Annotated in this window: 26 protein-coding genes; 19 read left to right on the top strand and 7 right to left on the bottom strand. The window is 45.4% G+C overall.

The features are described from left to right. The first annotated feature begins 52 nt into the window (after positions 1 to 52). Positions 53 to 583: a YfiT family bacillithiol transferase gene (locus tag BN1546_RS04300; RefSeq protein WP_090736097.1), complete on the top strand. Its 531-nt coding sequence runs from the start codon at positions 53 to 55 to the stop codon at positions 581 to 583. Positions 584 to 684: 101 nt separating this feature from the next. Here BN1546_RS04300 and BN1546_RS04295 read toward each other — a convergent pair whose 3' ends face one another. From BN1546_RS04295 to BN1546_RS04280, 4 genes are all read right to left on the bottom strand, one after another. Next, complete coding sequence (locus BN1546_RS04295; RefSeq protein ID WP_013370062.1) at positions 685 to 1,689, bottom strand: alpha/beta fold hydrolase; 1,005 nt, start codon at positions 1,687 to 1,689, stop codon at positions 685 to 687. A gap of 25 nt (positions 1,690 to 1,714) precedes the next feature. Beyond that, positions 1,715 to 2,689 carry a type I phosphomannose isomerase catalytic subunit gene (locus BN1546_RS04290; protein WP_058829237.1) on the bottom strand — a complete coding sequence of 325 codons (975 nt, stop codon included), beginning with the start codon at positions 2,687 to 2,689 and terminating at the stop codon, positions 1,715 to 1,717. A gap of 180 nt (positions 2,690 to 2,869) precedes the next feature. Beyond that, positions 2,870 to 3,451, bottom strand: a complete 582-nt coding sequence (locus BN1546_RS04285) for a tRNA 5-(aminomethyl)-2-thiouridylate-methyltransferase MnmM (RefSeq protein WP_058829238.1) — start codon at positions 3,449 to 3,451, stop codon at positions 2,870 to 2,872. Beyond that, the gene (locus BN1546_RS04280; protein WP_090736096.1) at positions 3,452 to 4,405 is read right to left on the bottom strand and encodes a tRNA modification radical SAM protein MnmL/YtqA; all 954 of its coding nucleotides are present in this window, start codon (positions 4,403 to 4,405) and stop codon (positions 3,452 to 3,454) included. A gap of 307 nt (positions 4,406 to 4,712) precedes the next feature. Between BN1546_RS04280 and BN1546_RS04275 the strand changes: the two genes are divergently transcribed. Next, on the top strand, positions 4,713 to 4,910 hold the full coding sequence (locus BN1546_RS04275; RefSeq protein WP_013370066.1) for a hypothetical protein: 198 nt from the start codon (positions 4,713 to 4,715) through the stop codon (positions 4,908 to 4,910). A gap of 104 nt (positions 4,911 to 5,014) precedes the next feature. Next, positions 5,015 to 5,728 (top strand): tRNA (guanosine(46)-N7)-methyltransferase TrmB, encoded by a 714-nt coding sequence (gene trmB / locus BN1546_RS04270; protein WP_090736093.1) that lies wholly within the window; start codon positions 5,015 to 5,017, stop codon positions 5,726 to 5,728. A 44-nt stretch (positions 5,729 to 5,772) separates the two neighbouring features. Here trmB and BN1546_RS04265 read toward each other — a convergent pair whose 3' ends face one another. Both BN1546_RS04265 and BN1546_RS04260 read right to left on the bottom strand, forming a co-directional pair. After that, positions 5,773 to 6,912: an MGDG synthase family glycosyltransferase gene (locus tag BN1546_RS04265; RefSeq protein WP_176702319.1), complete on the bottom strand. Its 1,140-nt coding sequence runs from the start codon at positions 6,910 to 6,912 to the stop codon at positions 5,773 to 5,775. 45 nt (positions 6,913 to 6,957) lie between these two features. Further along, complete coding sequence (locus BN1546_RS04260; protein WP_090736088.1) at positions 6,958 to 7,485, bottom strand: phosphatase PAP2 family protein; 528 nt, start codon at positions 7,483 to 7,485, stop codon at positions 6,958 to 6,960. Between the two features lie 405 nt (positions 7,486 to 7,890). On the opposite strand from BN1546_RS04260, the gene BN1546_RS27220 reads away from it, so the two are divergent. The 10 genes from BN1546_RS27220 to BN1546_RS04215 all read left to right on the top strand — a co-directional run bounded on the left by BN1546_RS27220 (position 7,891) and on the right by BN1546_RS04215 (position 16,485). Beyond that, positions 7,891 to 8,028, top strand: coding sequence for a hypothetical protein (locus BN1546_RS27220; RefSeq protein WP_013370070.1), 138 nt, complete (start codon positions 7,891 to 7,893; stop codon positions 8,026 to 8,028). 56 nt (positions 8,029 to 8,084) lie between these two features. Continuing rightward, positions 8,085 to 9,323, top strand: a complete 1,239-nt coding sequence (locus BN1546_RS04255; RefSeq protein WP_090736085.1) for a glycosyltransferase family 2 protein — start codon at positions 8,085 to 8,087, stop codon at positions 9,321 to 9,323. A gap of 321 nt (positions 9,324 to 9,644) precedes the next feature. After that, a complete protein-coding gene (gene infC / locus BN1546_RS04250; RefSeq protein ID WP_007429515.1) occupies positions 9,645 to 10,142 on the top strand; it encodes a translation initiation factor IF-3 in 498 nt (165 codons plus the stop codon). Between the two features lie 20 nt (positions 10,143 to 10,162). Next, complete coding sequence (gene rpmI / locus BN1546_RS04245) at positions 10,163 to 10,363, top strand: 50S ribosomal protein L35 (RefSeq protein WP_007429516.1); 201 nt, start codon at positions 10,163 to 10,165, stop codon at positions 10,361 to 10,363. Positions 10,364 to 10,416: 53 nt separating this feature from the next. After that, positions 10,417 to 10,776 carry a 50S ribosomal protein L20 gene (gene rplT / locus BN1546_RS04240; protein WP_007429517.1) on the top strand — a complete coding sequence of 120 codons (360 nt, stop codon included), beginning with the start codon at positions 10,417 to 10,419 and terminating at the stop codon, positions 10,774 to 10,776. A 367-nt stretch (positions 10,777 to 11,143) separates the two neighbouring features. Further along, positions 11,144 to 12,181 carry a BMP family lipoprotein gene (locus tag BN1546_RS04235; RefSeq protein WP_013370073.1) on the top strand — a complete coding sequence of 346 codons (1,038 nt, stop codon included), beginning with the start codon at positions 11,144 to 11,146 and terminating at the stop codon, positions 12,179 to 12,181. Between the two features lie 138 nt (positions 12,182 to 12,319). Then, positions 12,320 to 13,858, top strand: coding sequence for an ABC transporter ATP-binding protein (locus BN1546_RS04230; RefSeq protein WP_058712024.1), 1,539 nt, complete (start codon positions 12,320 to 12,322; stop codon positions 13,856 to 13,858). After that, positions 13,851 to 14,930, top strand: a complete 1,080-nt coding sequence (locus BN1546_RS04225; protein ID WP_040101801.1) for an ABC transporter permease — start codon at positions 13,851 to 13,853, stop codon at positions 14,928 to 14,930. The genes BN1546_RS04230 and BN1546_RS04225 overlap by 8 nt, the downstream gene beginning before the upstream one ends. A 1-nt stretch (position 14,931) precedes the next feature. Then, on the top strand, positions 14,932 to 15,891 hold the full coding sequence (locus tag BN1546_RS04220) for an ABC transporter permease (RefSeq protein WP_010349245.1): 960 nt from the start codon (positions 14,932 to 14,934) through the stop codon (positions 15,889 to 15,891). A gap of 258 nt (positions 15,892 to 16,149) precedes the next feature. Then, positions 16,150 to 16,485 carry a hypothetical protein gene (locus tag BN1546_RS04215; protein ID WP_040101800.1) on the top strand — a complete coding sequence of 112 codons (336 nt, stop codon included), beginning with the start codon at positions 16,150 to 16,152 and terminating at the stop codon, positions 16,483 to 16,485. Positions 16,486 to 16,519: 34 nt separating this feature from the next. On the opposite strand, the gene BN1546_RS04210 is transcribed toward BN1546_RS04215, so the two are convergent. After that, positions 16,520 to 16,960, bottom strand: a complete 441-nt coding sequence (locus BN1546_RS04210) for a GNAT family N-acetyltransferase (protein WP_013370078.1) — start codon at positions 16,958 to 16,960, stop codon at positions 16,520 to 16,522. 613 nt (positions 16,961 to 17,573) lie between these two features. Here BN1546_RS04210 and ilvB point away from each other — a divergent pair. From ilvB to BN1546_RS04180, 6 genes are all read left to right on the top strand, one after another. Next, positions 17,574 to 19,319: a biosynthetic-type acetolactate synthase large subunit gene (gene ilvB, locus BN1546_RS04205; RefSeq protein WP_090736083.1), complete on the top strand. Its 1,746-nt coding sequence runs from the start codon at positions 17,574 to 17,576 to the stop codon at positions 19,317 to 19,319. Position 19,320: 1 nt separating this feature from the next. Then, positions 19,321 to 19,806, top strand: a complete 486-nt coding sequence (gene ilvN / locus BN1546_RS04200) for an acetolactate synthase small subunit (protein WP_013370080.1) — start codon at positions 19,321 to 19,323, stop codon at positions 19,804 to 19,806. 163 nt (positions 19,807 to 19,969) lie between these two features. Then, positions 19,970 to 20,962 (top strand): ketol-acid reductoisomerase, encoded by a 993-nt coding sequence (ilvC, locus tag BN1546_RS04195; protein WP_013309387.1) that lies wholly within the window; start codon positions 19,970 to 19,972, stop codon positions 20,960 to 20,962. A 124-nt stretch (positions 20,963 to 21,086) separates the two neighbouring features. After that, positions 21,087 to 22,628, top strand: coding sequence for a 2-isopropylmalate synthase (locus BN1546_RS04190; RefSeq protein ID WP_013370081.1), 1,542 nt, complete (start codon positions 21,087 to 21,089; stop codon positions 22,626 to 22,628). Between the two features lie 200 nt (positions 22,629 to 22,828). Further along, on the top strand, positions 22,829 to 23,905 hold the full coding sequence (gene leuB, locus BN1546_RS04185; RefSeq protein ID WP_013370082.1) for a 3-isopropylmalate dehydrogenase: 1,077 nt from the start codon (positions 22,829 to 22,831) through the stop codon (positions 23,903 to 23,905). Positions 23,906 to 24,226: 321 nt separating this feature from the next. Beyond that, the gene (locus BN1546_RS04180; RefSeq protein WP_013370083.1) at positions 24,227 to 24,766 is read left to right on the top strand and encodes a peroxiredoxin; all 540 of its coding nucleotides are present in this window, start codon (positions 24,227 to 24,229) and stop codon (positions 24,764 to 24,766) included. Positions 24,767 to 24,820 lie beyond the last annotated feature (54 nt).

Here is a 24,820-nt window from a genome sequence, read left to right as displayed (position 1 = left end):
AAGGCTATAGACAATTGCAGACATTCAGATACAGAGAAGGGCGGGAACTGTTTTGGACAAAGACTTGCGCTACCCGATTGGACCGTTCGTGGTTCCAGATACCATTACAGAAGAACAGTTAACCACATGGATAGACGACATTGCTGAATTGCCTGGACAATTGCGTCAGGCGGTCGAAGGACTAAATGAGCAGCAGTTAAATACGCCTTATCGTGAAGGAGGATGGACGATTCGGCAGGTTGTTCATCATTTGGCAGACAGCCATATGAACAGCTATATCCGTTTTAAGCTAGCGCTGACAGAAGATACACCGACAATCAAACCCTATGATGAGGGGCGTTGGGCTGAAATACCAGACGCTAGAGAGCTTCCACTGGAACCTTCGTTGCAATTGCTGGAAGGACTTCATGAACGGTGGGTGACCATGTTGCGTTCATTGGGGGAAGATCAGCTACACCGAACATTTATTCATCCTGAATCGTTCCAGACGATCCGTCTGGAACGAAACATTGGCATCTATGCCTGGCATGGCAAGCATCACACAGCTCATATTACTTCGCTGAAAGAACGAAATGCATGGTAATTAACTCCAAAATGATGCCCTGATGAAAAATAAAGGAATACAAAAGAAGCCTTTAAAGCCACTTTTATCATGCTTTAAAGGCTTCTTTTGCTAATTTCTCACTAGGAAGATGACTTGGGCGAAGCTGATAAAGCGGATGCTTCGGAGGCTCCAGACCCAACGGAAACAGAGGTTGCCCCTGTGTTAATATGACGGTCGAGCCAGTCCACGATGTCACTCATTACCTCGTCGCGATTTGTTTCATGCAACATCTCATGGCGACCGTCAGGATAAAGGCGATACTCCAAGTCTTGAAGCTCCAGGCTTCGATACATATCCACTAGCGACAACACACCTTTTCCGAACAAGCCCACCGGATCACGATCCCCGGCAAAAATATAAACGGGCAGTTTGGGATTAATGTTTTTCAACGAGGAAGGCCAGTGAATTTCTTGCAAAAGCCTGAAAAAATCGAGGAAAAAGCCTGTCGTGCAAATAGCTCCACATAGTGGGTCGTGCACGAACTGATCTACTTCCTCAGGATCACGGGACAGCCAGTCGAACGCTGTGCGCACAGGACGAAAAGCACGGTTAAAGCCGCCAAAGACCATAGCGTTGAGCAGCATGCTACGATGATCCATTCCTTGCAGTTTGGCTTGCAGCAGAGCAACCTGTTCTCCGAGTTTCAGCAGACTACGTCGTCCGTTGGTTCCCGATAAAATAAACCCGTGATACGCCTGTTGATCATCATACATAATTTTCTGGGTTAAAAAGGAGCCCATGCTGTGACCCAGTAAAAAACGAGACTGATCAGGGAATTCCTTGGCCGCAATTTCGCCTAGCTCCAGCATGCCTTTTGCCATTCGGTTGAATGCATTGGCTCCCGGCATACCGAGCTTATCAGGATCACCAGCTGTGCGCCCGTGGCCGATATGATCGTTGGCATACACGCCGTAACCAGAAGCGGTAAGCTTTTCGGCCAGCCGAATGTAGCGGTATGACGTCTCACACATGCCATGCGAAACTTGAACGATTCCCTTGATGGGAATGTTCGGCTCGGGCAGCCATCGATAAGCAAATAGCTCTGTTCCGTCATCTTCAGCGATGGTGAAGGTGTATTCCCGCATGATTAGACATCACATCCTTTAAGCTTTAAGGAAGATAAGATCTAAGTACGGTCATTCCGTCATTTAGCGTGTAACCGCCCAAATTAGCAGGGAGCAGGAAGCAATCTCCAGCTTTACAGGAAAGAGAATCCGTATTATTGTCCCATGTTATGGTCCCACTGCCTTCGCAAATTACAAGAATAGTGAAGCTGTCTTCCGTTGTAGAAAGTGCCCAACTTCCATCTACGATACCCTTTTCCACAACAAAATACTCACAGGATGCCAGTTGGAGCCATTCTCCAGGCTGCAGGCCGTCCGTTTTCATCGTTGTTGCGCCTGCACCTTCGTAGGAAGTTACATTAAGGGAGTCCTCGATGTGCAACTCACGAGGTTTGCCGTCCAGACCGGGGCGATTATAGTCATATAAACGATAGGTTGTATCCGAATTTTGCTGAATTTCAGCAACCACTACACCCGCACACAGTGCATGCACGGTTCCAGCGGGGATGAAGAATGTATCGCCTGCTTCAACTGGAACCTGGCGCAAACTGCCCATGATATCTCCGCTTTCAAGAGCTATACGCAGACTTTCACGGGTTACACCTTCGGTCAGACCATAAATGATTTTGGCATCAGGCTTGGCATCAAGCACATACCACATTTCGGTTTTTCCTAATTCTCCAGCTGGAAGTCCGGCGTAATCATCCGTCGGATGCACCTGAACAGATAAATCATCATTGCAATCCAGCAGCTTGATCAAAAGTGGAAAACGTCCGCCTTTTTTCGATACGCCCTTTGCCCCAAGCCAATCCTGTCCGTAAGTCTGGCGGATTTCATCCAGCCCTTTTCCAGCCAGCTCGCCATTGATGACCGTTGTTGTTCCGTTCGGATGATCGGCAATCATCCATCCTTCACCAATATGTCCTTCTGGTGGGGTTAGACCAAATTGTTCTAAGGCCCGTCCTCCCCAAACTCTCTCTTTGAACTCAGGTTGGAATTGCAGCGGGTATGGCTTTAGCATGATTTCTCTCCTCCATAATGAGTAATGAGTACGATCTAACAGAATCAGGCAATCAAAACGTGCCGCTGGGCAAAAAACCGGAAGAATAGACCCATATGGCGCTATAAAATATATGTAAGGCGGCTAAAAAGCCGCTCATTACCTAAATATGCGAGAATATGCGAGTTTAACAACTCGACATTATTTCTTTTCAACCGCCACTACGTAAGGTGAAGCGTCTCGTTGTAGTTGACGGTAAATAATGCTTTGACCGCTGGAGACTGGGAGGGAAGAAGCCCAATGAAGAACAGCTTCCGCTTCTTCCCTGCCTCCAGCATGCCCTGGATATAATACGGCAGTCAAAATACCACGCGGTCGCAGCAATTGCAAGGCAGCTTCAAGTGCGACGAGCGTGCTGTCTGTATGCGTGATGACCGTAGGGTCGGCGCCATCAGACGGCAAGTAGCCAAGGTTAAACATGACCGCAGCCACTTTACCATGCAGCAGGTCTGGAACGGCCTCCCGCATGTGCTCATGGCCTTGCAGCAATAGTGATACTTCCGCTAATGAAGGGGAGGTGTCTTCTTCCAGCCGACGACGAGCGTAATCCAAAGCTGCCTGCTGGATATCGAAGCCATAGACGCGGCCCCGTTTGCCAGCAGCTTTAGCGAGAAACAACGTATCTGCTCCTGTGCCGACGGTGGCGTCTACAGCAGTATCACCTGGCTGCACCCGCGTAGCTACCAATTGATGAGCATAGCTCAGAACAGACAGAAATCCCATTTAAGACTTCCTCCAGTATTTTCCCTGCCACGTTTCACGTGATTTCAGTTCATTATCAATGCTGTTGAGCACTTCCCATTTTTTAAGCGACCACATGGGGCCCATCAGTAAATCGCGTGGTGCATCTCCGGTCAACCGATGAACGATCATTTCAGGGGGTAAAAACTCCAACGTATCTACAATAAGCTTAATGTACTCGTCCTTATCCAGAAAGCGTAGCAATCCTGCTTCGTACTGCTTGACCATTGGCGTTTTGCGCATGAGATGCAGCAGATGGATTTTGATGCCCTGCACATCCATAGCAGCTACTGCACGTCCTGTATCAAGCATCATTTCATGCGTCTCTTGCGGTAGGCCATAAATGATGTGGGCGCACACACGGATATTCCGCTTGCGCAGTTTTTCCACTGCATCCAGATAGCACTGCGTATCATGAGCACGATTAATCAGCTCAGAGGTCGATTCATGAACGGTTTGCAGACCCATTTCGACCCACAGATACGTGCGTTCGTTCAGCTCGGCTAGATAATCGACTACATCATCAGGCAGGCAATCGGGACGTGTAGCGATGGACAGACCGACAACACCGGGCTGCTCCAAAATAACCTCGAAATATTCTCGCAGTTCCTCAACCGGAGCATACGTATTGGTGTAGGCTTGAAAATAGCCAATATATTTAGCGTTGGGCCATTTTAAATGCTGGCGATCCCGAATCGTATTGAACTGGGTGACCAAATCATCGCGGCGACGTCCGGCAAAATCACCTGATCCGCGTGCACTACAAAAGGTACAGCCCCCTTTGGCAATGGAACCATCGCGATTTGGGCAAGTAAAACCCGCATCCAGCATGACTTTAAACACTTTATTTTGAAATTGCTCGCGCATTTCGTAATTCCATGTATGGAACCGTTTATCTCCCCACAGGAGAGGAGCAGGCAACAAATCTGTTTTCATGGGAGGACTCCTTTTTTTACGATCACCCTATTGTAACAAAATTCAATCTTAAATGGGAATCACTTGACCGAGAAAGTCATTAAAAAGTGCTGATTTTATAGCTTTGCGGATTGAAAAAGGTTACACAATATGTTATATTGTAAGCGGTACCAGACATATGATAAAAGGACTGTTTTTGATCCTGAAGATAAAAAGTTATCAGTTGCTAATGACTATTCTTCAGGGAGGCAGCTATGCTGTTTCTATCGCCTGCTTTAGGGGAAGTGCACGTCGGTTCCATCACAAATAACCCGTGAGGTGATCTTTTATGAATACGCAGGATAAGACGCGTATGGATAAAGTTACTGTTGAGTTAACCTTTGATGAGGCGTTAGCATTGACTGGTGTCCGTTTTGGGCAGGATCGTCAGATTGGAACGGCCGCACGTCAAAAAATCAGAGCCGCTTGCCAAAAGACAATTGATTTTTCACCTGCTGATGGGGTAGACTATGAACAATTAAATTAGTTGGACCCCAATCCAAATATATTGAAAAAGGAATTTCATTTCCGTATCTTCAAGCGGGGGTGAAATTCCTTTTTCCTTGATAACAGAGTATATGGAGGAGTAACATGCGTTTACGCGGAAGAAAAGGAATACGTGAAAGTCTGGAAGAACAGCAAGATCTGGTCATTTTGGAACCATCACAGTATAAGGGGAAATGGCAGCAGTTATTTGGTAATGATCATCCCATTCATGTGGAATTTGGTATGGGTAAAGGGCAATTTATAAGCCAAATGAGCTACCGTAATCCAGAGGTTAACTATATCGGCTTTGATATGTATGACGAGCTGGTTCGCCGTGCTACAGAAAAGTCCCGTCTGGCCTGGAGTGAATCAGAAGTTGTAACACCGCCCAATATCAAATTGGCACTGGCAAACATCGAACAGATCGAAAATGTTTTCGAACCAGGAGAAGTAGAACGCATTTATCTGAATTTTAGCGATCCCTGGCCTAAAGCCAAGCATGCTCGCCGTCGTTTGACGCATCCGCGTTTTTTGGACAAGTACCGTCAGCTTTTGAACAGCAAAGGACAAATTCATTTTAAGACGGACTCGGAGACATTGTTTGAGTTTTCTCTGAATTCATTCGCTGATAGTGGTCTACAAATGACGAATATTTCGTTAAACCTTCATCGTGATGGAATCAATGAGGAGCATGTCATGACAGAGTATGAACAAAAGTTCATGGGTAAAGGTATGAATATTCATCGTGTCGAGGTGCTGATTGGTAAAGACGCTTTGGAAGAGTACGAAACAATACGCCTTGAAAAATATGGAAAGTAAAAGCGGACAAAATAAATAAAGTAAACAAGACAGGGTGCTTCCTTTTAGGAAAGCACCCTGTTTGGTTCCAGTATATCCAAAATACTCTGTGCGCTCTGAAGAGGATAATATCGCGCTACATTATGGATGTGCTCCTGTCGCTTGCGAACGATTTCTGGAAAATCGTATAGCAGTTGGTTCATCCATTTAACGACAACATCCAGCGAAGTAATCGGTTCTCCGAAGCCTTGAGCCGTAAAGTACTGACAATTTTCCTCTTCCTGTCCAGGGAGAGGCTTGTGAAACAGCATCGGAATCCCTTTGGCCAGCCCCTCGGTGCATGTCATTCCACCGGGTTTGGTAATGAGCAGATTCGACACTTCCATTAATTTGTCGATTTCCCGTGTAAATCCGAAAATATGAATATTTGGATGATTAAACCGAGGATCCAGCTCCATTTTACGACGAATTTTATCATTATGCCCCAAACAAAAAATAAATTGAATCTTTTCTCTCCAATCGGTAAGCGAACGATGTATGACTTCGTCGTTCATCAGGCCCCAGCCGCCGCCCATAACAAGTACTGTCGGGATGGGTTTAAGTCCAAATTGTTCTCTAATTTCATCGTGCCCTGGATGTTCCCAAAAATTAGGATGAACCGGAATGCCGGTCACTTGGATTTTTGATACAGGTACTCCGCGCGCGCGCAGCTTACGCATGACTTCAGGCGTAGATACAAAGTACCGGTCAACCTCAGGACTAATCCATGTTCCATGTGCATCGTAGTCTGTTATGACGGTACACAGCGGGACATGTAAGCCTAAGCGCTTCAAACGTGAAATGACCGCGCTTGGGATGGGGTGAGTACATACCACCAAATCGGGACGAAGCTGCCGAAGAATATTCCGGGTCTGTGTGTAGAACAGACGGTGCAAAGCGAGCGTTGTAAGACGGTTTAATGATTTTTTGTATTGATGACGGTAAACCAATCCGACTAGGCGCGGCTGCGATACAACAGTCTTTTTGTATGCTGTAATAATAAGCGGGGCCATTCTCGGATTCAAAAAGCTCCCCAGCTCCAGCACTCTTGTCTGCACATCCGGAGAAAGCTTCCGCAAGCTGCTTGAGAGCGCGTAGGCAGCTTGAGTATGTCCGGCACCGAAACCTTCCGATAATAATAACACTCGTTTTTTAGCCACTCTCATTTCACCTGTTCCTGCTGGGATGTTCTCAATCATACCATATCGACTTTAAGGCCAGAATGCAACCGTTCCTATTGCTGCAGACGTTCCGATGACTGCTCCTGCAAGTACATCCGTGGGATAGTGAAGCCCCAGGTAAATTCGAGAAAAACCTACAATTATAGCTACAGGCAACAGCAACAGTGCTAGCATGGGTGACTGCAGCATAAAAGGAACGGTAGCCGAAAAAATAGCGGTTGTATGCCCTGAGGGAAAAGAATGATCCGACAAGGGATTGCGGAATGTATTCGTACCTGGTAGCGCCAAGTACGGGCGTATCCGCGGATACAGCTTTTTGACGATAGCCACGGGAATGTGACTGACCGCAAGAGCGATAGCTCCCTTCATGCCGGAATCTTTCCATGGATACGGAGCGAGCCACCAAATCAGAAGCGTAGAGGCTATTGTAAAGGTAGCCCCGCCTAAATGTGTGAGATAATACAGCCAAAAGTTCAAAAAACGGTTGTGTAAGCGCCCGTTGATCCATTTGAACAATCGCTGCTCCAGATTTACAAGTTTTACGACTATACGTTGCATTTGGTTTCCTCCGGTTGCCGGTTCAGGTCTGTCGGCAAATATTTTGAATCCATTTGACAGAATTAGATCTAAGTAATTATTCTCTTGCTCTCATCATATTTTTAAACGCTGTTCATTTCAAGAATCACCACTTACCTGGTTCAATTCTACACAAAAATGTTAATGGAATATAAGCCGTTTTGTATAACTTTCTTTGCGTTCATCCGTCTAATAAGATAGAGTGATTAGAAGTGGTTGCTAATTGGCCCACAAAAAGGAGGGACCAAAGAAATAAAAAGTTAGCAAATGGATGAAAATAAGACCTAAGCGTCATGAATGAGAGGTCCAGCGCCGCATTCTCGGTTCAAACGGGAATTTGTCGTGTTTTTTTGCTGCTGAGACCCGTTTAGGGGCTTTGACAAAAGATTGAAAACCAACGAAAATCGTAATGGCATTCCTGTGTCAGCCAAAAGGGGGCTGCGCAGAGCCAAAGAAGAAAGCAAGGGTCGGGTCAAAACTACAGAAAAGGCGCACAAAGCGCCGCAACTTGCGCTACACAGATAGAAAACAGACAAACGCAAGATTTTTAAAGGGGTATAAAAAGGGGGTAACAAGAGATCATGTTAGACGCTATTTTCGTGACGCTCCAGATCATACTGGCGTTGATCGCAGTCTATCAGTTTGCATTCTCCTTGTTCGGATTGGTTCATAAGAAAAGGAAAGAGCAGGCGGCTCCAGAAAAATCATTTGCTATTTTAGTCGCTGCCCACAATGAAGAACAAGTTGTCGGAGCACTGATGGAAAATTTAAAGCAGCTTGACTATCCAAAGGAACTGTACGATGTATTCGTAATCTGTGATAACTGCACAGATAAGACAGCGGACATCGTTCGTGCTCACGGCATGAATGCTTGTGAACGTACGAATCCGAATTTGCGTGGTAAAGGCTATGCTATTGAGTGGATGCTCAAAGAGCTATGGGCTATGCCGCGTCAATATGATGCCATTGTCATGTTTGATGCCGACAATTTGGCGCATACCAATTTCCTGAGCGAAATGAACAATGATTTGTGCTCAGGTGCTCGTGTTATCCAGGGATACATTGATACTAAGAACCCTGAGGACTCTTGGATCACAGCAGCATACGGGGTATCTTATTGGTACATCAACCGTCTGTGGCAGTTGTCACGTCACAACCTGAATATGGCTAATTTCCTCGGTGGTACAGGCATGTGCTTTGAAACAAATCTGCTCAAGGAAATGGGCTGGGGTGCAACAAGTCTGGTAGAGGATTTGGAATTCACTATGCGTTGTACACAACGCAACGTATATCCAAGATTTAATTACGATGCCAAGGTGTATGATGAGAAGCCGTTGACGTTCAAAGCTTCTTCCAGACAGCGTCTGCGCTGGATGCAAGGTCACTTCACGGTTGCTCGTCGTTATTTCTTCCCGTTGCTGTGGCAGAGTATCAAGCATAGAAGCCTGATTAAATTCGATATGGCTCTTTATGGTCTGAACGTGTACATCGTACTGTTTACCTTTTTGATGACAGTAGCGATGTGGGTAGATATTGTATTATTTGGTGGTCCCAATATTGAAAATATCTACGTACAATTCCCTGCTTGGACCGGTTTTGTGGCTGTGAGTCTGAATATTATCACCTTTTTAATTGCGATGATCTTGGAAAAGGTCACGTTCAAAAAAGTATATCTGTACTTGCTGCTGTTCCCAGTCTATCTGATTTCGTGGTATCCGATTACGTTCTATGCGTTCTTTACACAGAACAACAAGCAATGGAGCCACACCCAGCATACGCGTGTCGTTCGTCTGGAAGAGGTTCAGAGCAAGCAAGGCTAATTAACAATGAAGTAAGACTATGCAACCTACAGCGGATGTGTACACCTAATTTTTTATAAAAGTGTTGACGCCTCTGTAGTAGCATGATATGATATTTGAGTATGTTAATTGAAAAGTATGGATTAACAAGCAGAAGGTCCGACTTCTCACCTGTCCGGTATTGCCGGCTGGTCATGATCCAATGATTTGTGAATTGAACTTTCATGATGAATTGAGTATCAGACAGGGATGTCGGCTGCATAGTCGTCATCCCTTTTTTGTGCTTAAACACAATACAACAATAACAGGTTCTGGAGGTGGAGGGTTATTAGTAAGGAACATATGATCAATGATGAGATTCGAGTGAGAGAAGTACGTCTAGTTGGTGCAAACGGGGAACAAATCGGTATTAAACCGACTCGTGAAGCTCTGCAAATGGCTATTGATGCAAACTTGGATCTCGTGAACGTGGCGCCTCAAGCGAAGCCGCCCGTGTGTCGGATTATGGATTACGGTAAATTCCGCTATGAGCAACAGAAGAAAGAAAAGGAAGCCCGTAAAAACCAGAAGATCGTTGACATCAAAGAGGTATGGTTCCGTTCCAACATCGAGGAACATGACTACCAGACCAAGTTTCGCAATGTGGTGAAGTTCCTGAATGAAGGGGACAAGGTGAAATGCTCTGTTCGTTTCCGTGGTCGCGAAATTACCCATGCTAATGTGGGACAAAAAATTCTCGAACGTGTAAAAACGGAAGTTGCTGATCTTTGTACCGTGGAGCGCCAACCCAAGCTCGAAGGACGCAGCATGATTATGATATTGGCTCCAAAGAGTCAATGACAAATTAAGGAGGAAGTTCAATGCCAAAAATGAAAACACATAGCAGCCTTAAAGGCCGCTTCAAAATTACCGGTACTGGTAAAGTAACGCGTTACAAAGCTTACAGAAACCACTTGCTTTCCCACAAATCCAAACGTGCAAAACGCGTTCTGGGTACTAACCCTGAGATGGCACCTGGGGACGTTAGACGTCTGAAACAAGGTCTTGCTAACCTGAAATAGCATTAAGCACGGAAATAAATAAAGTATAAACATTATTTGGGAGGTCTTTTGATATGGCAAGAGTAAAGGGCGGATTCGTCGTTCGTCGTCGTCATAAAAAAGTATTGAAGCTTGCTAAAGGTTATTTTGGTTCCAAACACCGCATTTTTAAAACAGCTAACGAGCAGGTAATGAAATCGCTTGTTTACGCATACCGTGACCGTCGTCAGACGAAACGTAACTTCCGCAGACTGTGGATCGTGCGTATCAACGCAGCAGCTCGTTTGAATGGTTTGTCTTACAGCAAATTGATGCACGGTCTGAAATTGGCTGGTGTAGACATTAACCGTAAAATCTTGGCTGATCTTGCAGTCAATGATATTAATGCATTCAACTCTTTGGCAACTGTTGCTAAAGGTAAAATCAACGCTTAATTAAGGCGTAAAAACCGCGAAAGTGGTAACAAAGGTGTCCCGAGCAGTACGCTGTGTAGGGACGCCTTTTTTTGTACATACTTAACACTAAAAAGGACTTCGTTTTCTTCGAAATACGAATAAATATGACGTGTGATGATAGAATGTATGGATTTTTCGATTTTGTAACGCTTACATTTTTGGGATTCTAAAAAAAATTGACCCAAGGTTATTAATTGTCTAGATTTTAGCCGATCATAATTGTATAATCTCTAAAGTAAGTCTTCTGTACGATCTGTCTCGTCAGTAAATGACATGAAAATGATGTGCATTTTCTAAAGAAAAGAGACAGTCCAGGGATCTAACACTAAGGGGGAACAGTATCAGCATGAAGAAATTGTTTAGTATGTCTTTGGTTATGCTGCTGGCGATCTCGGTCATTCTCGCAGGCTGCGGTAACAAAAATCAAGGTGCGTCCAACGCAAATGGTGGAGAAGCAGGCGGTTCTGCCAAAACATCAAATGTCCAACTTGGCATGGTTACAGATGTGGGTGGAGTAAACGACAAATCGTTTAACCAATCTGCTTGGGAGGCACTTCAAGCTATTGAGAAAGAATCAGGCGTTAAAGTTAAATACCTGCAAAGTAAATCCGACCAGGATTATATTCCTAACCTGAACCAATTCGTTAAGGGTGATTTCAACCTGACTTGGGGAATTGGTTTTAATCTGGCTAATGCGATTGGACAAGTAGCAAAAGACAATCCGAACAAAAACTTGGCAATCATTGACAGTGTTGTAGATGCGCCTAACGTTAAATCGGTTGTATTTGCTGAAAATGAAGGTTCCTTCCTGGTGGGGGTTGTGGCTGGTAAACTTACTAAAACAAACAAAATTGGTTTTGTGGGTGGACAAGACAGCCCGCTGATCAAACGTTTTGAAAAAGGATTTGAAGCAGGGATTAAGGCTGTTAATCCAAAAGCACAACTGAATGTGAACTATACGGGTGCATTTGATAAGCCAGATCTCGGTAAGGCTGCAGCAGCAACGATCTACAACGATGGTGCGGATATTATTTTCCATGCAGCTGGCGGATCAGGAACAGGCGTATTTAACGAAGCACTCGCGCGTAAGCAGCAAGGTCAGCAAGTATGGGTTATCGGTGTAGATAAAGACCAATCACTTGAGTTTGGTGACGAGGTAACATTAACTTCCATGGTAAAACGCGTAGATGAAGCAGTAAAACGCGTATCCCAAGAAGTAATTGACGGTAAGTTTAAGGGCGGTGTCGAAACACTGGCTCTGAAAGATAACGGAATTGGTTTGGCAGATACATCTACAAAAAACGTTCCAAAAGACGTGCTTGATCTTGTAGAACAATACAAGCAAAAAATCATTAAAGGCGAGATTACAGTCCCTTCGAAATAAGTTAGACTGAAGAACATAGAGGTGGCGACAAGGCTGGTTCATAAGACTAGCCTTGTTCTTACGTCTGGAGTTATAAGATTATAACGGTCAATATCAGCTCATTGGAGCACATACTATAAAGTGTATAAGGGTGATCTCATGGATGCAGCGACCCCCGTCGTTGAGTTAAAGCAAATTACAAAACGATTCCCCGGCATCGTTGCCAACGACTCCATCAGCATCAAGCTGCATAAGGGAGAAATTCATGCCCTTTTGGGTGAGAATGGCGCGGGTAAATCTACGCTTATGAATATTCTTTTCGGACTATATCAGCCGGATGAAGGGACCATTGAAATGGGAGGGAACCCCGTACAGATTGATAGTCCAAATAGGGCGATTGATCTGGGGATCGGCATGGTGCATCAGCATTTTAAGCTCGTACAGCCGTTTACCGTAACCGAAAATATTGTCCTTGGGTCGGAGCCACGTAAAGGTCTGAAAATCAATTATAAAAAGGCTGCCGCAGAAGTACAGCGGTTGTCTGAACAATACGGACTTCAGGTAAATCCGAATGCCAAAATTGAGGATATATCTGTTGGTATGCAGCAGCGTGTGGAAATTATCAAAACGCTCTATCGCGGTGCAGATATTCTGATTTTCGATGAGCCAACCGCGGTGCTGACACCGCAGGAAATCTCTGAGTTGCTGGAAATTATGAAGCGCTTAGTAGCTGAAGGCAAATCAATCATTCTTATCACTCATAAACTCAAAGAAATTATGCAAATTGCAGATACGGTTACGATCATTCGCCGAGGTAAAGTTATTGACACGGTCAAAACATCCGAAACAACACCAAATGAGCTGGCGGAGAAAATGGTGGGCCGTCGTGTGTCCTTTAAAGTGGATAAGAAGCTTGCTCAACCAGGACAAACTGTACTGGAAATGAACAAAGTAATTTCTAAAAACAAGGATGGCATTCATGTTCTGAATGAATTGAACCTGCAGGTTAAGGCCGGCGAGATTTTGGGGATTGCTGGAGTAGACGGCAATGGACAGAGTGAGCTGATAGAAGCTTTGACAGGATTACGCAAGGTGGATAGCGGAAGTATCCGTTTGCTCGGAAAAGAACTGGCAAATCAGCCACCGCGCAAAATTTCAGAGGCAGGCGTTTCACATATACCGGAGGACCGCCATAAGCATGGATTGGTGCTCGATTTTTCCATGAGTGAAAATATGGTGCTGGAGACGTATTATCAGGCGCCTTACAGTAAAAATGGCTTCTTGAACAAGGACGCTATAGAAAAGCAGGCAAAAAGTCTTATCGAGAAGTTTGATGTTAGAACACCAGATATTCATACCAAGGCAAGATCGCTATCTGGTGGGAATCAGCAAAAAGCAATCATAGCGCGTGAAATTGATAAAAACCCAGACCTTCTCATTGCGGCGCAGCCTACACGCGGGCTGGATGTCGGGGCTATTGAATTTGTCCAGAAACAATTGATTGCCCAGCGGGATCAAGGTAAAGCAGTACTGCTCATTTCTTTTGAGCTGGACGAGATTATGAATGTATCCGATCGAATTGCTGTTATCTATGAAGGCAAGATTGTCGGGGAAGTGCTGCCTGAAGAAACGAATGACCAGGAACTGGGACTGATGATGGCAGGAAGTGCAGTGAAGAAAGGAGCAGAGAATGGCTAACTTATTAAAAATATTCACAAAAGACTCCTTTGTTCTGGCTCTAGTCTCTATTATTTTTGGCCTCATTCTGGGTGCTATCGTGATGATGATTGGCGGGTATGACCCTATTGTGGCTTATTCCGCTTTATTTAGCCGTGTGTATGGAGATTCCTACAACTTTGGCGAAGCGATCCGTGAGATGACTCCTTTGATTCTAACAGGATTGGCATTTGCTTTTGCGGCTCGTGCCGGGTTGTTTAATATCGGTGGCGAAGGGCAGTTTTTGGTCGGTATGACAGCTGCTTCGATTGTGGGCATCAAACTTCATGGACTGCCTGCTATCATTCATGCACCGCTGGCTGTGATCGCAGGAGCAGTTTTCGGAGGCTTGTGGGCAGCGATTGCTGGCTATTTGAAGGCCAAGCGAGGCGTGAACGAAGTTATTACCTGTATTATGATGAACTGGATCGGCCTGTATTTGGCTAATTTGGTGATTAATCAGTTTGCACTTATGGAAGGCGAAAATCGCTCTGTGGATATCCAACCTTCCGCTTCCATTTCCATTGATTGGCTGTCCCAGATGATGGGGAATGCTCGGGTTCATTGGGGCACAGTTATTGCTGTGCTGGCGGCAGTGTTTTTCTATATTTTTATGTGGAAAACAAAGCAGGGCTATGAGCTTCGGGCTGTCGGATTTAATCAGGATGCATCCCGTTATGCAGGCATGAATGTAAATCGCAATATTATAAAAGCGATGTTTATTAGTGGTGTTTTTGCCGGATTGGCTGGTGCTTTTGAGGTGCTGGGGGTTTTCCATTATCAATCTGTCATGGCAGGGTCACCGGGAACGGGCTTTGACGGTATCGCTGTGTCTTTGATCGGGATGAATAATCCGTTCGGTGTACTGCTCGGTTCTGTTTTGTTCGGAACACTTACGTATGGTTCTGCGGGGATGAGCTTTAGCGCGGATGTACCGCCAGAAATTATCCGAGTAGTCATTGGCTCGATTATTTTCTTCATTGCGGCCCAAGGCATTGTGCGTTGGGTTGTAAAGCCGCTCCACTCCAAGCGGAAGAAAGAGAAGGTGTTGTAAAATGAGTTGGTTAACACTTGGTGAATTAATCCATACAACGCTCGTTTTTGCGACGGCGATTATTTTTGCGTCTCTTGGCGGAGTTTTTTCGGAAAAATCCGGTGTAACGAATCTGGGATTGGAAGGACTTATGGTATTTGGGGCGTTTGCGGCAGGTGTTGGCGGATTTTATGCCGAGCAAGCTGGACTAGGAGGCACCTCTGCGGCCTGGGTAGGTGTGCTGTCAGCTGCGGTGTTCGGTATTCTGGTTTCGCTCATTCATGCTGTTGCCTCTATTACGTTTAAAGCCGATCAGGTTATTAGCGGGATTGTCATTAACTTCTTGGCAGCAGGCAGTACACTGTACATGGTTAAGCTGTTATTCGAGGGTGATGGTGACACCGGTCGAATTCAAGGCTTTAACGAGATATCCATCCCTTATCTTGTGGATATTCCGATTGCAGGAAAAGCATTTTTCCAAGCCTACCCAACGACATATCTAGCTATTCTATTAGTTATTATTGGCTACTTTACTTTGTATAAAACTCCGTTTGGCTTGCGTTTGCGTTCAGTAGGGGAGCATCCGGGTGCAGCCGATACCGTGGGAATCAAGGTCAATCGCCTTCGTTATATCGGTGTTATGATTAGTGGTGCGTTGGCTGGGATTGGTGGAGCAACAATCACTTTGACTACAACCAATATGTTCTCACATAATACCGTTTCGGGACAGGGCTATATTGCTATTGCTGCTATGATTTTCGGTAAATGGAATCCGCTCGGTGCTTTTGGCGCGGCAGTGTTTTTCGGTTTTTCACAAGCCATTCGCAACTATGTGCAGCTGTTCGCATGGTCGCAAAGTATTCCCCAGGAAATTATTTTTATGTTGCCGTATCTCCTGACGATTATTGTGCTGGTGGCGGCAGTTGGACGTTCACGCGCTCCGGCTGCTTTGGGTCAACTGTATGATCCAAGCAAGCGTTAATAACTCATAGACAGCTGAATGTTTTTAAATATACGCGTTAGTGTATATGAAAATCTGGTATCTGCATGTGCAGGTACCAGATTTTTTTACATTGTGCAGGCATTTAAACATACGCTTCTGGCTTGAATGGAATAGACTGTGCTATGCAGATTGGACGGACGCTCGGCCCCTGTCAGCTCCAGTCTATTTTGTGGTGGTGGTAAGCTATCAAGGAGCCGTTCAATCTGTCCATCCGTTGAGAAAGAAGGAGGAAATACGATGAAACAGGCAGTAACCAGAAAGCAGGTGGAGAAGCTTGTCGGCAAAGTCATCTTCGCTACACGTAAGGATGGCTCCCGGGTCAGTGGCAAGCTGATTCGCATTTCAGGTAACCGACTGATTCTCCAACCAAACCGTAAGAAAAAAGTAAACACGAAGGCGATTATTCCTCTGGTGCTTTTTGATTTGCTTGCCATTGGCACAGCTCCATACGTTGGTGCCTACGGTGGATACGGTCCAGGTTATGGAGGGCCAGGATATGGTCCACAGTATGGACCGTATACAGACGGGGGCTACCCAGGGGTAGGCTATCCTTTTTACCCTAACTTTTTTTAGTTTTACAAAATCACGACCCTGAAAACCATACTTTTCACAGGGACTTTTCGAGTTCGTGACATCGGCTTAGAGCCACATATCGTAGCATGTGATATTGATGACGTAGATAAAAATGGATCCCTCGCACATTGTCTTCGTCCACCATCACTTTAGCCCGCTTGCAACGTCGCAATCGGCCGTATTGCTCGGCATACTCCAGCAACTTTTTTCCGTATCTTTTACCTTGATGAGCCGAAGAGATTGCGATCAAATCAATGTATAATAGTTCTCCATGCAGCATAACATGAATGAAGCCAACAACCTGTGCATTATCCGGTCTGCAAGCTACAAAAGTGATGCCCCGGTTTAAGCGCCGGGGTAATTCTTTACGTATTTGATCCATTTCTTGGGCACTTAAATGCGATAGAGGGACAAGTTCTTGCTCGATTAGACGAAAGATCATGTTGTCATCTTGGGCGCATCGTTTGCGAATCATAAACGGGCCTCCTTTTTACCCTTTTAACAAGATATGACTTGGTCTTTGAAGGAGTACAAAATCTCACTGTGCGGTCTTTTTTATAATATGCGGGTACCTCTTACAAGCGTGCGACCCAGAGGTGTTTAAGCGGAGAAACATAAATTTTTATGAAATATGGGTATTGACTATCCCAGATGGGGGACATATAATGTGTCTAAACATTTGAAAGAATGACATGAACACAACGGCAATGAAGAGGACGAAGTGATTAGGGCTCTTTTGTTCAGAGAGTGAGGCATTAGCTGCAAGCTTCACCAAAATCCCTTTTTAACGAGCTCACCTTGGAGCTGTTTTCCTGAAAAGTATTTGGGCCCCATGATATTAACGGTGCGCCGAATCGCCTATTAGGGAAAATCGTACGGTCTACGTTACAGACGCCAGATATGGAGATCCTTTGTGATTTCTGTACCTGCCAAGGTTCGGTATTGCGAAATATCGGGCAAACACGGGTGGTACCACGGAAGCTACAGCCTTTCGTCCCTCAGTAACAGCAAGTCTGTTCTAGGGATGAAAGGTTTTTTTGTTTTTACAAATGTCAGCTGTATGTAAATTTTGTAAAGGAGGATGACCAATGAGTGCACAAATTCCTGAAGTTAGGTCAACCGATGAATTACGTCAAAAGTGGATGAAGCCTGAGGTGATTACAGGTTCGGAAATTTTACTCCGTAGCCTTTTGCTGGAGGGAGTAGAGTGTGTCTTTGGATATCCAGGTGGTGCAGTGCTTTATATCTATGATGCCATGTACGGCTTCAAGGATTTCAAGCATGTCCTCACTCGTCATGAGCAGGGAGCTATTCATGCGGCAGATGGTTATGCACGGGCAAGCGGTAAAGTTGGTGTCTGTATCGCGACTTCCGGACCTGGAGCGACAAACCTGGTAACTGGCATAGCGACAGCTTATATGGATTCGGTGCCGTTGGTGGTCATCACGGGTAATGTTGTATCTTCCCTGATCGGTACAGATGCTTTCCAGGAAGCTGATATCACGGGAATTACAATGCCGATTACGAAACACAGCTATCTGGTGAGAGATGTAGAGGATCTGCCGCGAATCATCCATGAGGCATTTCATATTGCCAATACAGGTAGAAAAGGACCAGTACTGATTGATATTCCGAAGGATGTCTCCGCAGCCCAGACGTTGTTTGTTCCACAGACGGAACCTGTGACCATGCGGGGTTACAACCCGAATGTGTTGCCCAACAAAATTCAACTAGACAAGCTGACTCAAGCTATCGCCGAAGCAGAACGTCCATTCATTCTGGCAGGTGGAGGAGTTGTATACTCCGGTGGACATGAAGCACTTTACGAGTTTGTTCGTAAAACGGAAATTCCGATTGCAACAACATTGCTTGGTTTGGGAGGATTCCCAAGTGGACATGAACTCTGGACAGGGATGCCGGGAATGCACGGAACATACACTTCCAATCAGGCGATTCAACAGTCGGATTTGCTGATCTGTATCGGTGCCCGCTTTGATGATCGGGTGACAGGCAAGTTGGATGGATTTGCTCCTCAAGCCAAAATCGTGCACATTGATATCGATCCTGCTGAAATCGGAAAAAATGTTGCCGCGGATATTCCAATCGTAGGCGACGTGAAGGCAGTATTGGAATTACTGAATCAGGATGTGCAACGCGCGGACCTGGCAGATGCATGGAGAGCGCAAATTCAGCAATGGAAAGCTGCGAAACCTTTTTCTTATAAGGATTCTGAAACAGTGCTTAAACCACAATGGGTTATTGAATTGTTGGATAAAACGACCAAGGGCGGAGCAATCGTTACGACGGACGTAGGACAGCATCAAATGTGGGCAGCACAGTATTACAAATTTAATCAGCCACGTTCATGGGTCACCTCTGGTGGACTGGGTACGATGGGATTTGGTTTCCCTTCTGCCATCGGCGCTCAGATGGCCAATCCCGACAGATTGGTAATATCGATTAACGGAGACGGTGGCATGCAGATGTGTTCGCAGGAATTAGCCATCTGTGCAATCAATAACATTCCGGTCAAAATCGTAATCATCAACAACCAGGTACTTGGAATGGTTCGCCAATGGCAGGAATTGATCTATAACAATCGGTACAGTCACATTGACCTGGCTGGAAGCCCGGATTTTGTGAAACTGGCCGAAGCATACGGTGTCAAAGGACTGCGTGCTACGAATAAGGAAGAAGCACGTCGGGCTTGGCAGGAGGCGCTTGATACACCCGGACCGGTCGTTGTCGAGTTTGTAGTCAGCAAGGAAGAGAATGTATATCCGATGGTGACGCAAGGTTCGACAATTGATCAAATGCTGATGGGGGACGAGTAAAATGACGACAAAAAATACCATTGCTGTACTGGTAAATGATCATCCCGGCGTTTTGCAACGTGTGTCCGGACTGTTTGGTCGCCGTGGCTTCAACATTGAGAGCATAACTGTGGGTCAATCGGAAGAAGTTGGATTATCCCGTATGGTCATTGTGACTGTAGGAGATGAGAACAACCTGGAGCAGATTGAAAAGCAGCTTTACAAGCTGGTTGATGTGATCAAGGTCATCGATCTCAGTTCCAAGCCGATGGTTGCTCGGGAATTGGCAATGATTAAGGTAAAGGCTGAACCGCCTCAGCGACCAGAAATTATGGGCGTGGTAGAAACGTTCAGAGCAGCTGTAATTGATGTTGGAACGACAAGCTTGATTGTTCAGGTCATTGGCGATACTGAAAAAATCGATGCGATGATCGAGTTGTTGAAGCCTTACGGTATTCGCGAGTTGACCCGAACCGGGGTTACAGCTATGATACGTGGAAATGCATAATATAAAGCTTTAACGATTTACCGCTTATAGCGCATTACATCATTAAAGAACCGCCCGCATAAGAGCGGGTGCTCGAAGAGATTTTTAGATACCAATCATGAGGCGAAGTCTCTTGGAGTACCCGCTCATTATGAAGGGTCCAATTAAAAGGAGGAAATTAACCATGGCAGTTACAACGTACTACGAAAAAGATGCAGAACTCAGCGTATTGAAAGGAAAAACAGTGGCCGTAATTGGTTACGGTAGCCAAGGACATGCTCAAGCACAAAACTTGCGTGACAGTGGTGTAAATGTTGTTATTGGTTTGCGTGAAGGCAAATCAGCTGATGTCGCAAGAAACGACGGTTTTGAAGTTCTGAACGTAGCTGATGCAACAAGCCGTGCAGATGTGGTTCAAATTTTGTTGCCTGATGAAACTCAAGCTTCTGTCTACAAAAACGAAATCGAACCTAACCTGAAAAAAGGCGCAGCACTTTTGTTCTCCCATGGTTTCAATGTTCATTTTGGACAAATCGTAGCTCCTAAAGATAGCGATGTATTGCTGGTTGCTCCAAAATCCCCAGGACATATGGTACGTCGTACCTATGTGGAAGGGTTTGGTGTACCGGGATTGATCGCAATTGAACAGGACGCAACAGGCCAAGCCAAAGAAATCGGTCTTGCTTACGCAAAAGGCATTGGCTGTACACGTGCAGGCGTAATTGAAACCTCCTTCCGTGAAGAAACGGAGACGGACCTGTTCGGTGAGCAGGCGGTATTGTGTGGCGGTGTGAGCGCACTCGTAAAAGCGGGCTTTGAAACATTGACTGAAGCCGGATATGCTCCTGAGATGGCATACTTCGAATGTTTGCATGAGCTTAAGCTGATCGTTGACCTGATGTATGAAGGTGGATTGGCAACAATGCGTGATTCCATCAGTAATACAGCAGAATATGGCGATTATGTAACTGGACCACGTGTGGTAACAGAAGATACGAAGAAAGCCATGAAGGATGTATTGACTGACATTCAACAAGGTAAATTTGCTCGTGACTTCATCCTTGAAAATCAATCTGGACGTGCATTCCTGACGGCTACTCGTCGTAATGAAGCTAACCATCCGATTGAAGTGGTGGGCGGACAATTGCGTGAAATGATGCATTGGATCAAAAAGTAACAACCTTTTGTACTATAAGCTCGACAACATGAATTATTTATAAATATTAATTACAATGCGGCCCTGCTTATTGCGTGAGCCGCATTGTAATTTAAGGGTCCAAATCCTGAGGAGGTGCGTTAGGTTGCGCAAAATATATATATTTGACACAACGTTGAGAGACGGAGAACAGTCACCTGGCGTGAACTTGAATACTCGTGAGAAAGTAGAGATCGCTCATCAGTTGGAAAAGCTGGGAATCGATCGTATGGAGGCTGGGTTCCCGGCTGCTTCTCCGGGTGATCTGGCGGCTGTTAATGCAGTGGCAAAAGCTGTAAAAAATTCGACCGTTATTGGCCTTTCGCGTGCAAGGGAACAAGATATTGATGCGGTTCGCGAGGCGCTTAAGGGAGCACAGGACCCGTGTATCCATATCTTTTTGGCAACCTCTCCAATTCATCGTCAGCATAAGCTACGGATGGAGAAGGCACAGGTATTGGAAACTGCCCGTGCAGCCATTCGTTATGGATTGAAGTATTTGCCAAAAGTGGAGTTTTCATTGGAGGATGCAGGACGTACGGAGCTTGATTTTGTGGTTGAAATGGTCACCATGGCTGTACAGGAAGGGGCTTCTGTCGTCAATATTCCAGACACGGTAGGTTACTTAACACCCTACGAATACGGAAATATATTCAAACATATCAAGCAAAATGTGGTTGATGTGGAGAAGATTCAGTTGAGTGCACATTGCCACAATGACTTGGGAATGGCTACTGCTAATACGCTTGCTGCGATCCTGAACGGTGCAGATCAGATCGAGGGGACTATTAACGGTATCGGTGAACGTGCTGGAAACACGGCCATTGAGGAAATCGCCATGGCACTGGAGACGAGACAGGAATTTTTCCAAGCCAAAACGTCTCTGCAATTGTCTGAAATTGCACGCACGAGCCGATTGGTTAGCCGTTTGACGGGGATGGTAGTGCCGGGCAACAAGGCGATCGTGGGTGCTAACGCTTTTGCGCACGAATCAGGTATTCACCAAGACGGCATGCTGAAGGAAAAGACGACCTATGAAATTATGACACCGGAAAGTATCGGTCTGAAAGAAAGCAAGCTGGTGCTGGGCAAGCATTCAGGGCGTCATGCTTTCCGGGAGCGTTTGGTTGAGTTGGGCTACGAATTGAACGAAGAAGATCTGAATCGCGCTTTTGGGCAGTTTAAGGATTTGGCTGATAAGAAGAAGGAAGTATCGGACGATGATATCCTGGCATTGCTGGAAGAAAAATTGGCCGATGCACCTGAAGTCTTCAAGCTGGAAACCATTTTCGTAACTTATGGGAACAAGGCTACGCCTTCCGCACAAGTGCGACTGGTTAACGATGAAGGTCAGGTGATTGAGACAGAAGCTGAAGGGAATGGTTCAGTCGATGCGATCTATAACGCGATTGATCAAGCCAGCAGCGAGAGTGTTGTACTTTCTGATTACTCCATTAAATCTGTTACCCATGGCAAGGACGCTCTAGGGGAAGTACATGTGGTGCTGACTCAGAACGGAATATCTGTACAGGGACGTGGGGTAAGCACCGATATTTTGGAAGCAAGTGCACGGGCTTATGTGGATGCACTGAACGGTTTGATCGACAAGCGTAAAAATTACAGCAATCGCGTAGACTATAAATCCTAATTTTATACAGGCCCAAGGAATGAGTATAGACAGGATCGGTATCGGTCCTGTTTTCTTATTCTCTGATGAAAAAATCAGCTTATAGGCTAAGCCTATTGAATTGATAGATTCTATATCTTGGTCAAAGCCCTCCCAAATATGTTACAAAGAAGGTATGAGAAATACGGCTGTATGGCTGTATAACAAGAGGAGTGTACGTGATGGCAGACGTTAAAAAGATTGCAGTAATAGCGGGAGACGGAATCGGACCTGAAGTGGTCGCAGAGGCAGAGAAAATTTTGAAACGTACGGAAGAAGTGTTTGGCCTCTCATTTGAAACAGAGCATGCGCTGTTCGGCGGGATTGCCATTGATAAGAAGGGGACTCCATTGCCGCAAGAAACACTGGCCGTATGTCAATCTGCAGATGCCGTGCTGTTGGGAGCGGTAGGTGGACCACAATGGGACAACAATCCTAAGGAGCTTCGTCCTGAAACCGGATTGCTCGGTATTCGCAAAGAGCTCGGTCTATTTTCAAATCTTCGTCCTGCTGTCGTTTTCGATTGTCTCAAGGACGCGTCTACATTGAAACCAGAGGTATTGGAAGGAACGGACTTGATCGTAGTGCGCGAACTGACGGGCGGCATTTATTTCGGTGAGAAGTACAGACGAGAGAGTGCTCAGGGGGAAGAAGCGGTCGATACTTGCGCATATAATGTAACAGAAGTAGAGCGTATTGTTCGCCAATCTTTCGAAATTGCACAAAAGCGTCGCAAAAAGCTCGCATCGGTGGATAAGGCTAATGTACTGGAAACTTCCCGTTTATGGCGTGAAGTTGTTAACCGGGTCGCTGTAGATTACCCAGATGTCGAGCTTGAGCATGTATTGGTCGATAACTGTGCCATGCAATTGCTGCGTCGTCCATCCAGTTTTGACGTCATTGTAACCGAAAATATGTTTGGTGACATTCTTAGTGACGAAGCAGCTATGCTGACTGGGTCCATCGGTATGCTCTCCTCTGCATCACTGGGAGAAGGCAGCTTCGGTCTGTACGAGCCGGTGCACGGCTCAGCACCTGATATTGCTGGTCAGGGACTGGCGAACCCCATTGCAACGATTTTGTCCGTTGCTTTGATGTTCCGCCTCACCTTCGGGTACGAGAAAGCAGCTGACGCTATCGAGAAGGCGGTAGCTGAGGTACTGGATGCAGGACACCGTACGGCAGATATCGCGGTGGATAAATCACAAGCGATCTCGACAACTGAAATGGGCGATTTGATCGCAGCAGCTATTCGCTAAAGTCCCCAGAAACGTATTTGTTCTGAAAAAAGCTTCCTATTATATAGTGAGGTTATACAGTATAATTTTATAGCAAATGTTTGACACAGTAGCTCCTGAGTAATCAGGAGCTACTTGCATATCAGAAAGCTCTTGAAATGTGAATAAATTGTGAATTTTTAAGCTAGTTTAAAATAATTATAAAAAAGTAATGGTTACAATATTGACTTTGATTTCAGCGAATGATAACATTTATCAAGTAGGTGGTTTATTACAATACAGTTGATTGAGGAAAACACAATTGGTGTTTTTCTTACATATTTTAAAGGAGGATTTCACATTATGGCAGAAAGATTGGTAGGAAGACCCGCACCTGATTTTGCATTGGAAACAGTATCTGGAGACGGTCAAGAATTTGGCTCGGTGAAACTTTCCGATTACCGTGGCAAGTGGCTCGTATTTTTCTTCTATCCACTGGATTTCACTTTTGTATGCCCAACAGAAATTACAGCATTGAGCGATGCAGCTGACCAATTCAAAGAGCTGGATACTGAAATTTTGGGTATCAGTGTAGACTCCGTGCACAGCCACAAAGCATGGATCAACACAGCTAAAGAAAACAACGGTCTGGGCAAACTGAACTTCCCGTTGGCTTCTGACATCACGAAAAAAACAGCAAGCGACTATGGTGTTCTGATCGAAGAAGAAGGCGTTGCATTGCGCGGCTTGTTCATCATTGATCCAGAAGGCGAACTTAAATATCAAGTGGTTAACCACAACGATGTAGGCCGCAGTGTAGAAGAAACATTGCGTGTACTGCAAGCTTTGCAATCCGGTGGCTTGTGCCCAATGAACTGGAAACCAGGCGATAAAAATCTGTAATATTAGCTTTACAAGTTGAACTTAAACAAGCAAGCCCCCAACCAGCGGTTACTT

This window comes from Paenibacillus sp. Mc5Re-14 (genome assembly GCF_001049835.1).
Classification (GTDB): domain Bacteria; phylum Bacillota; class Bacilli; order Paenibacillales; family Paenibacillaceae; genus Paenibacillus; species Paenibacillus polymyxa_C.
The sequence above is the reverse complement of the archived record's forward strand: the minus strand, read 5'-3'. Positions and strand labels throughout refer to the sequence as shown.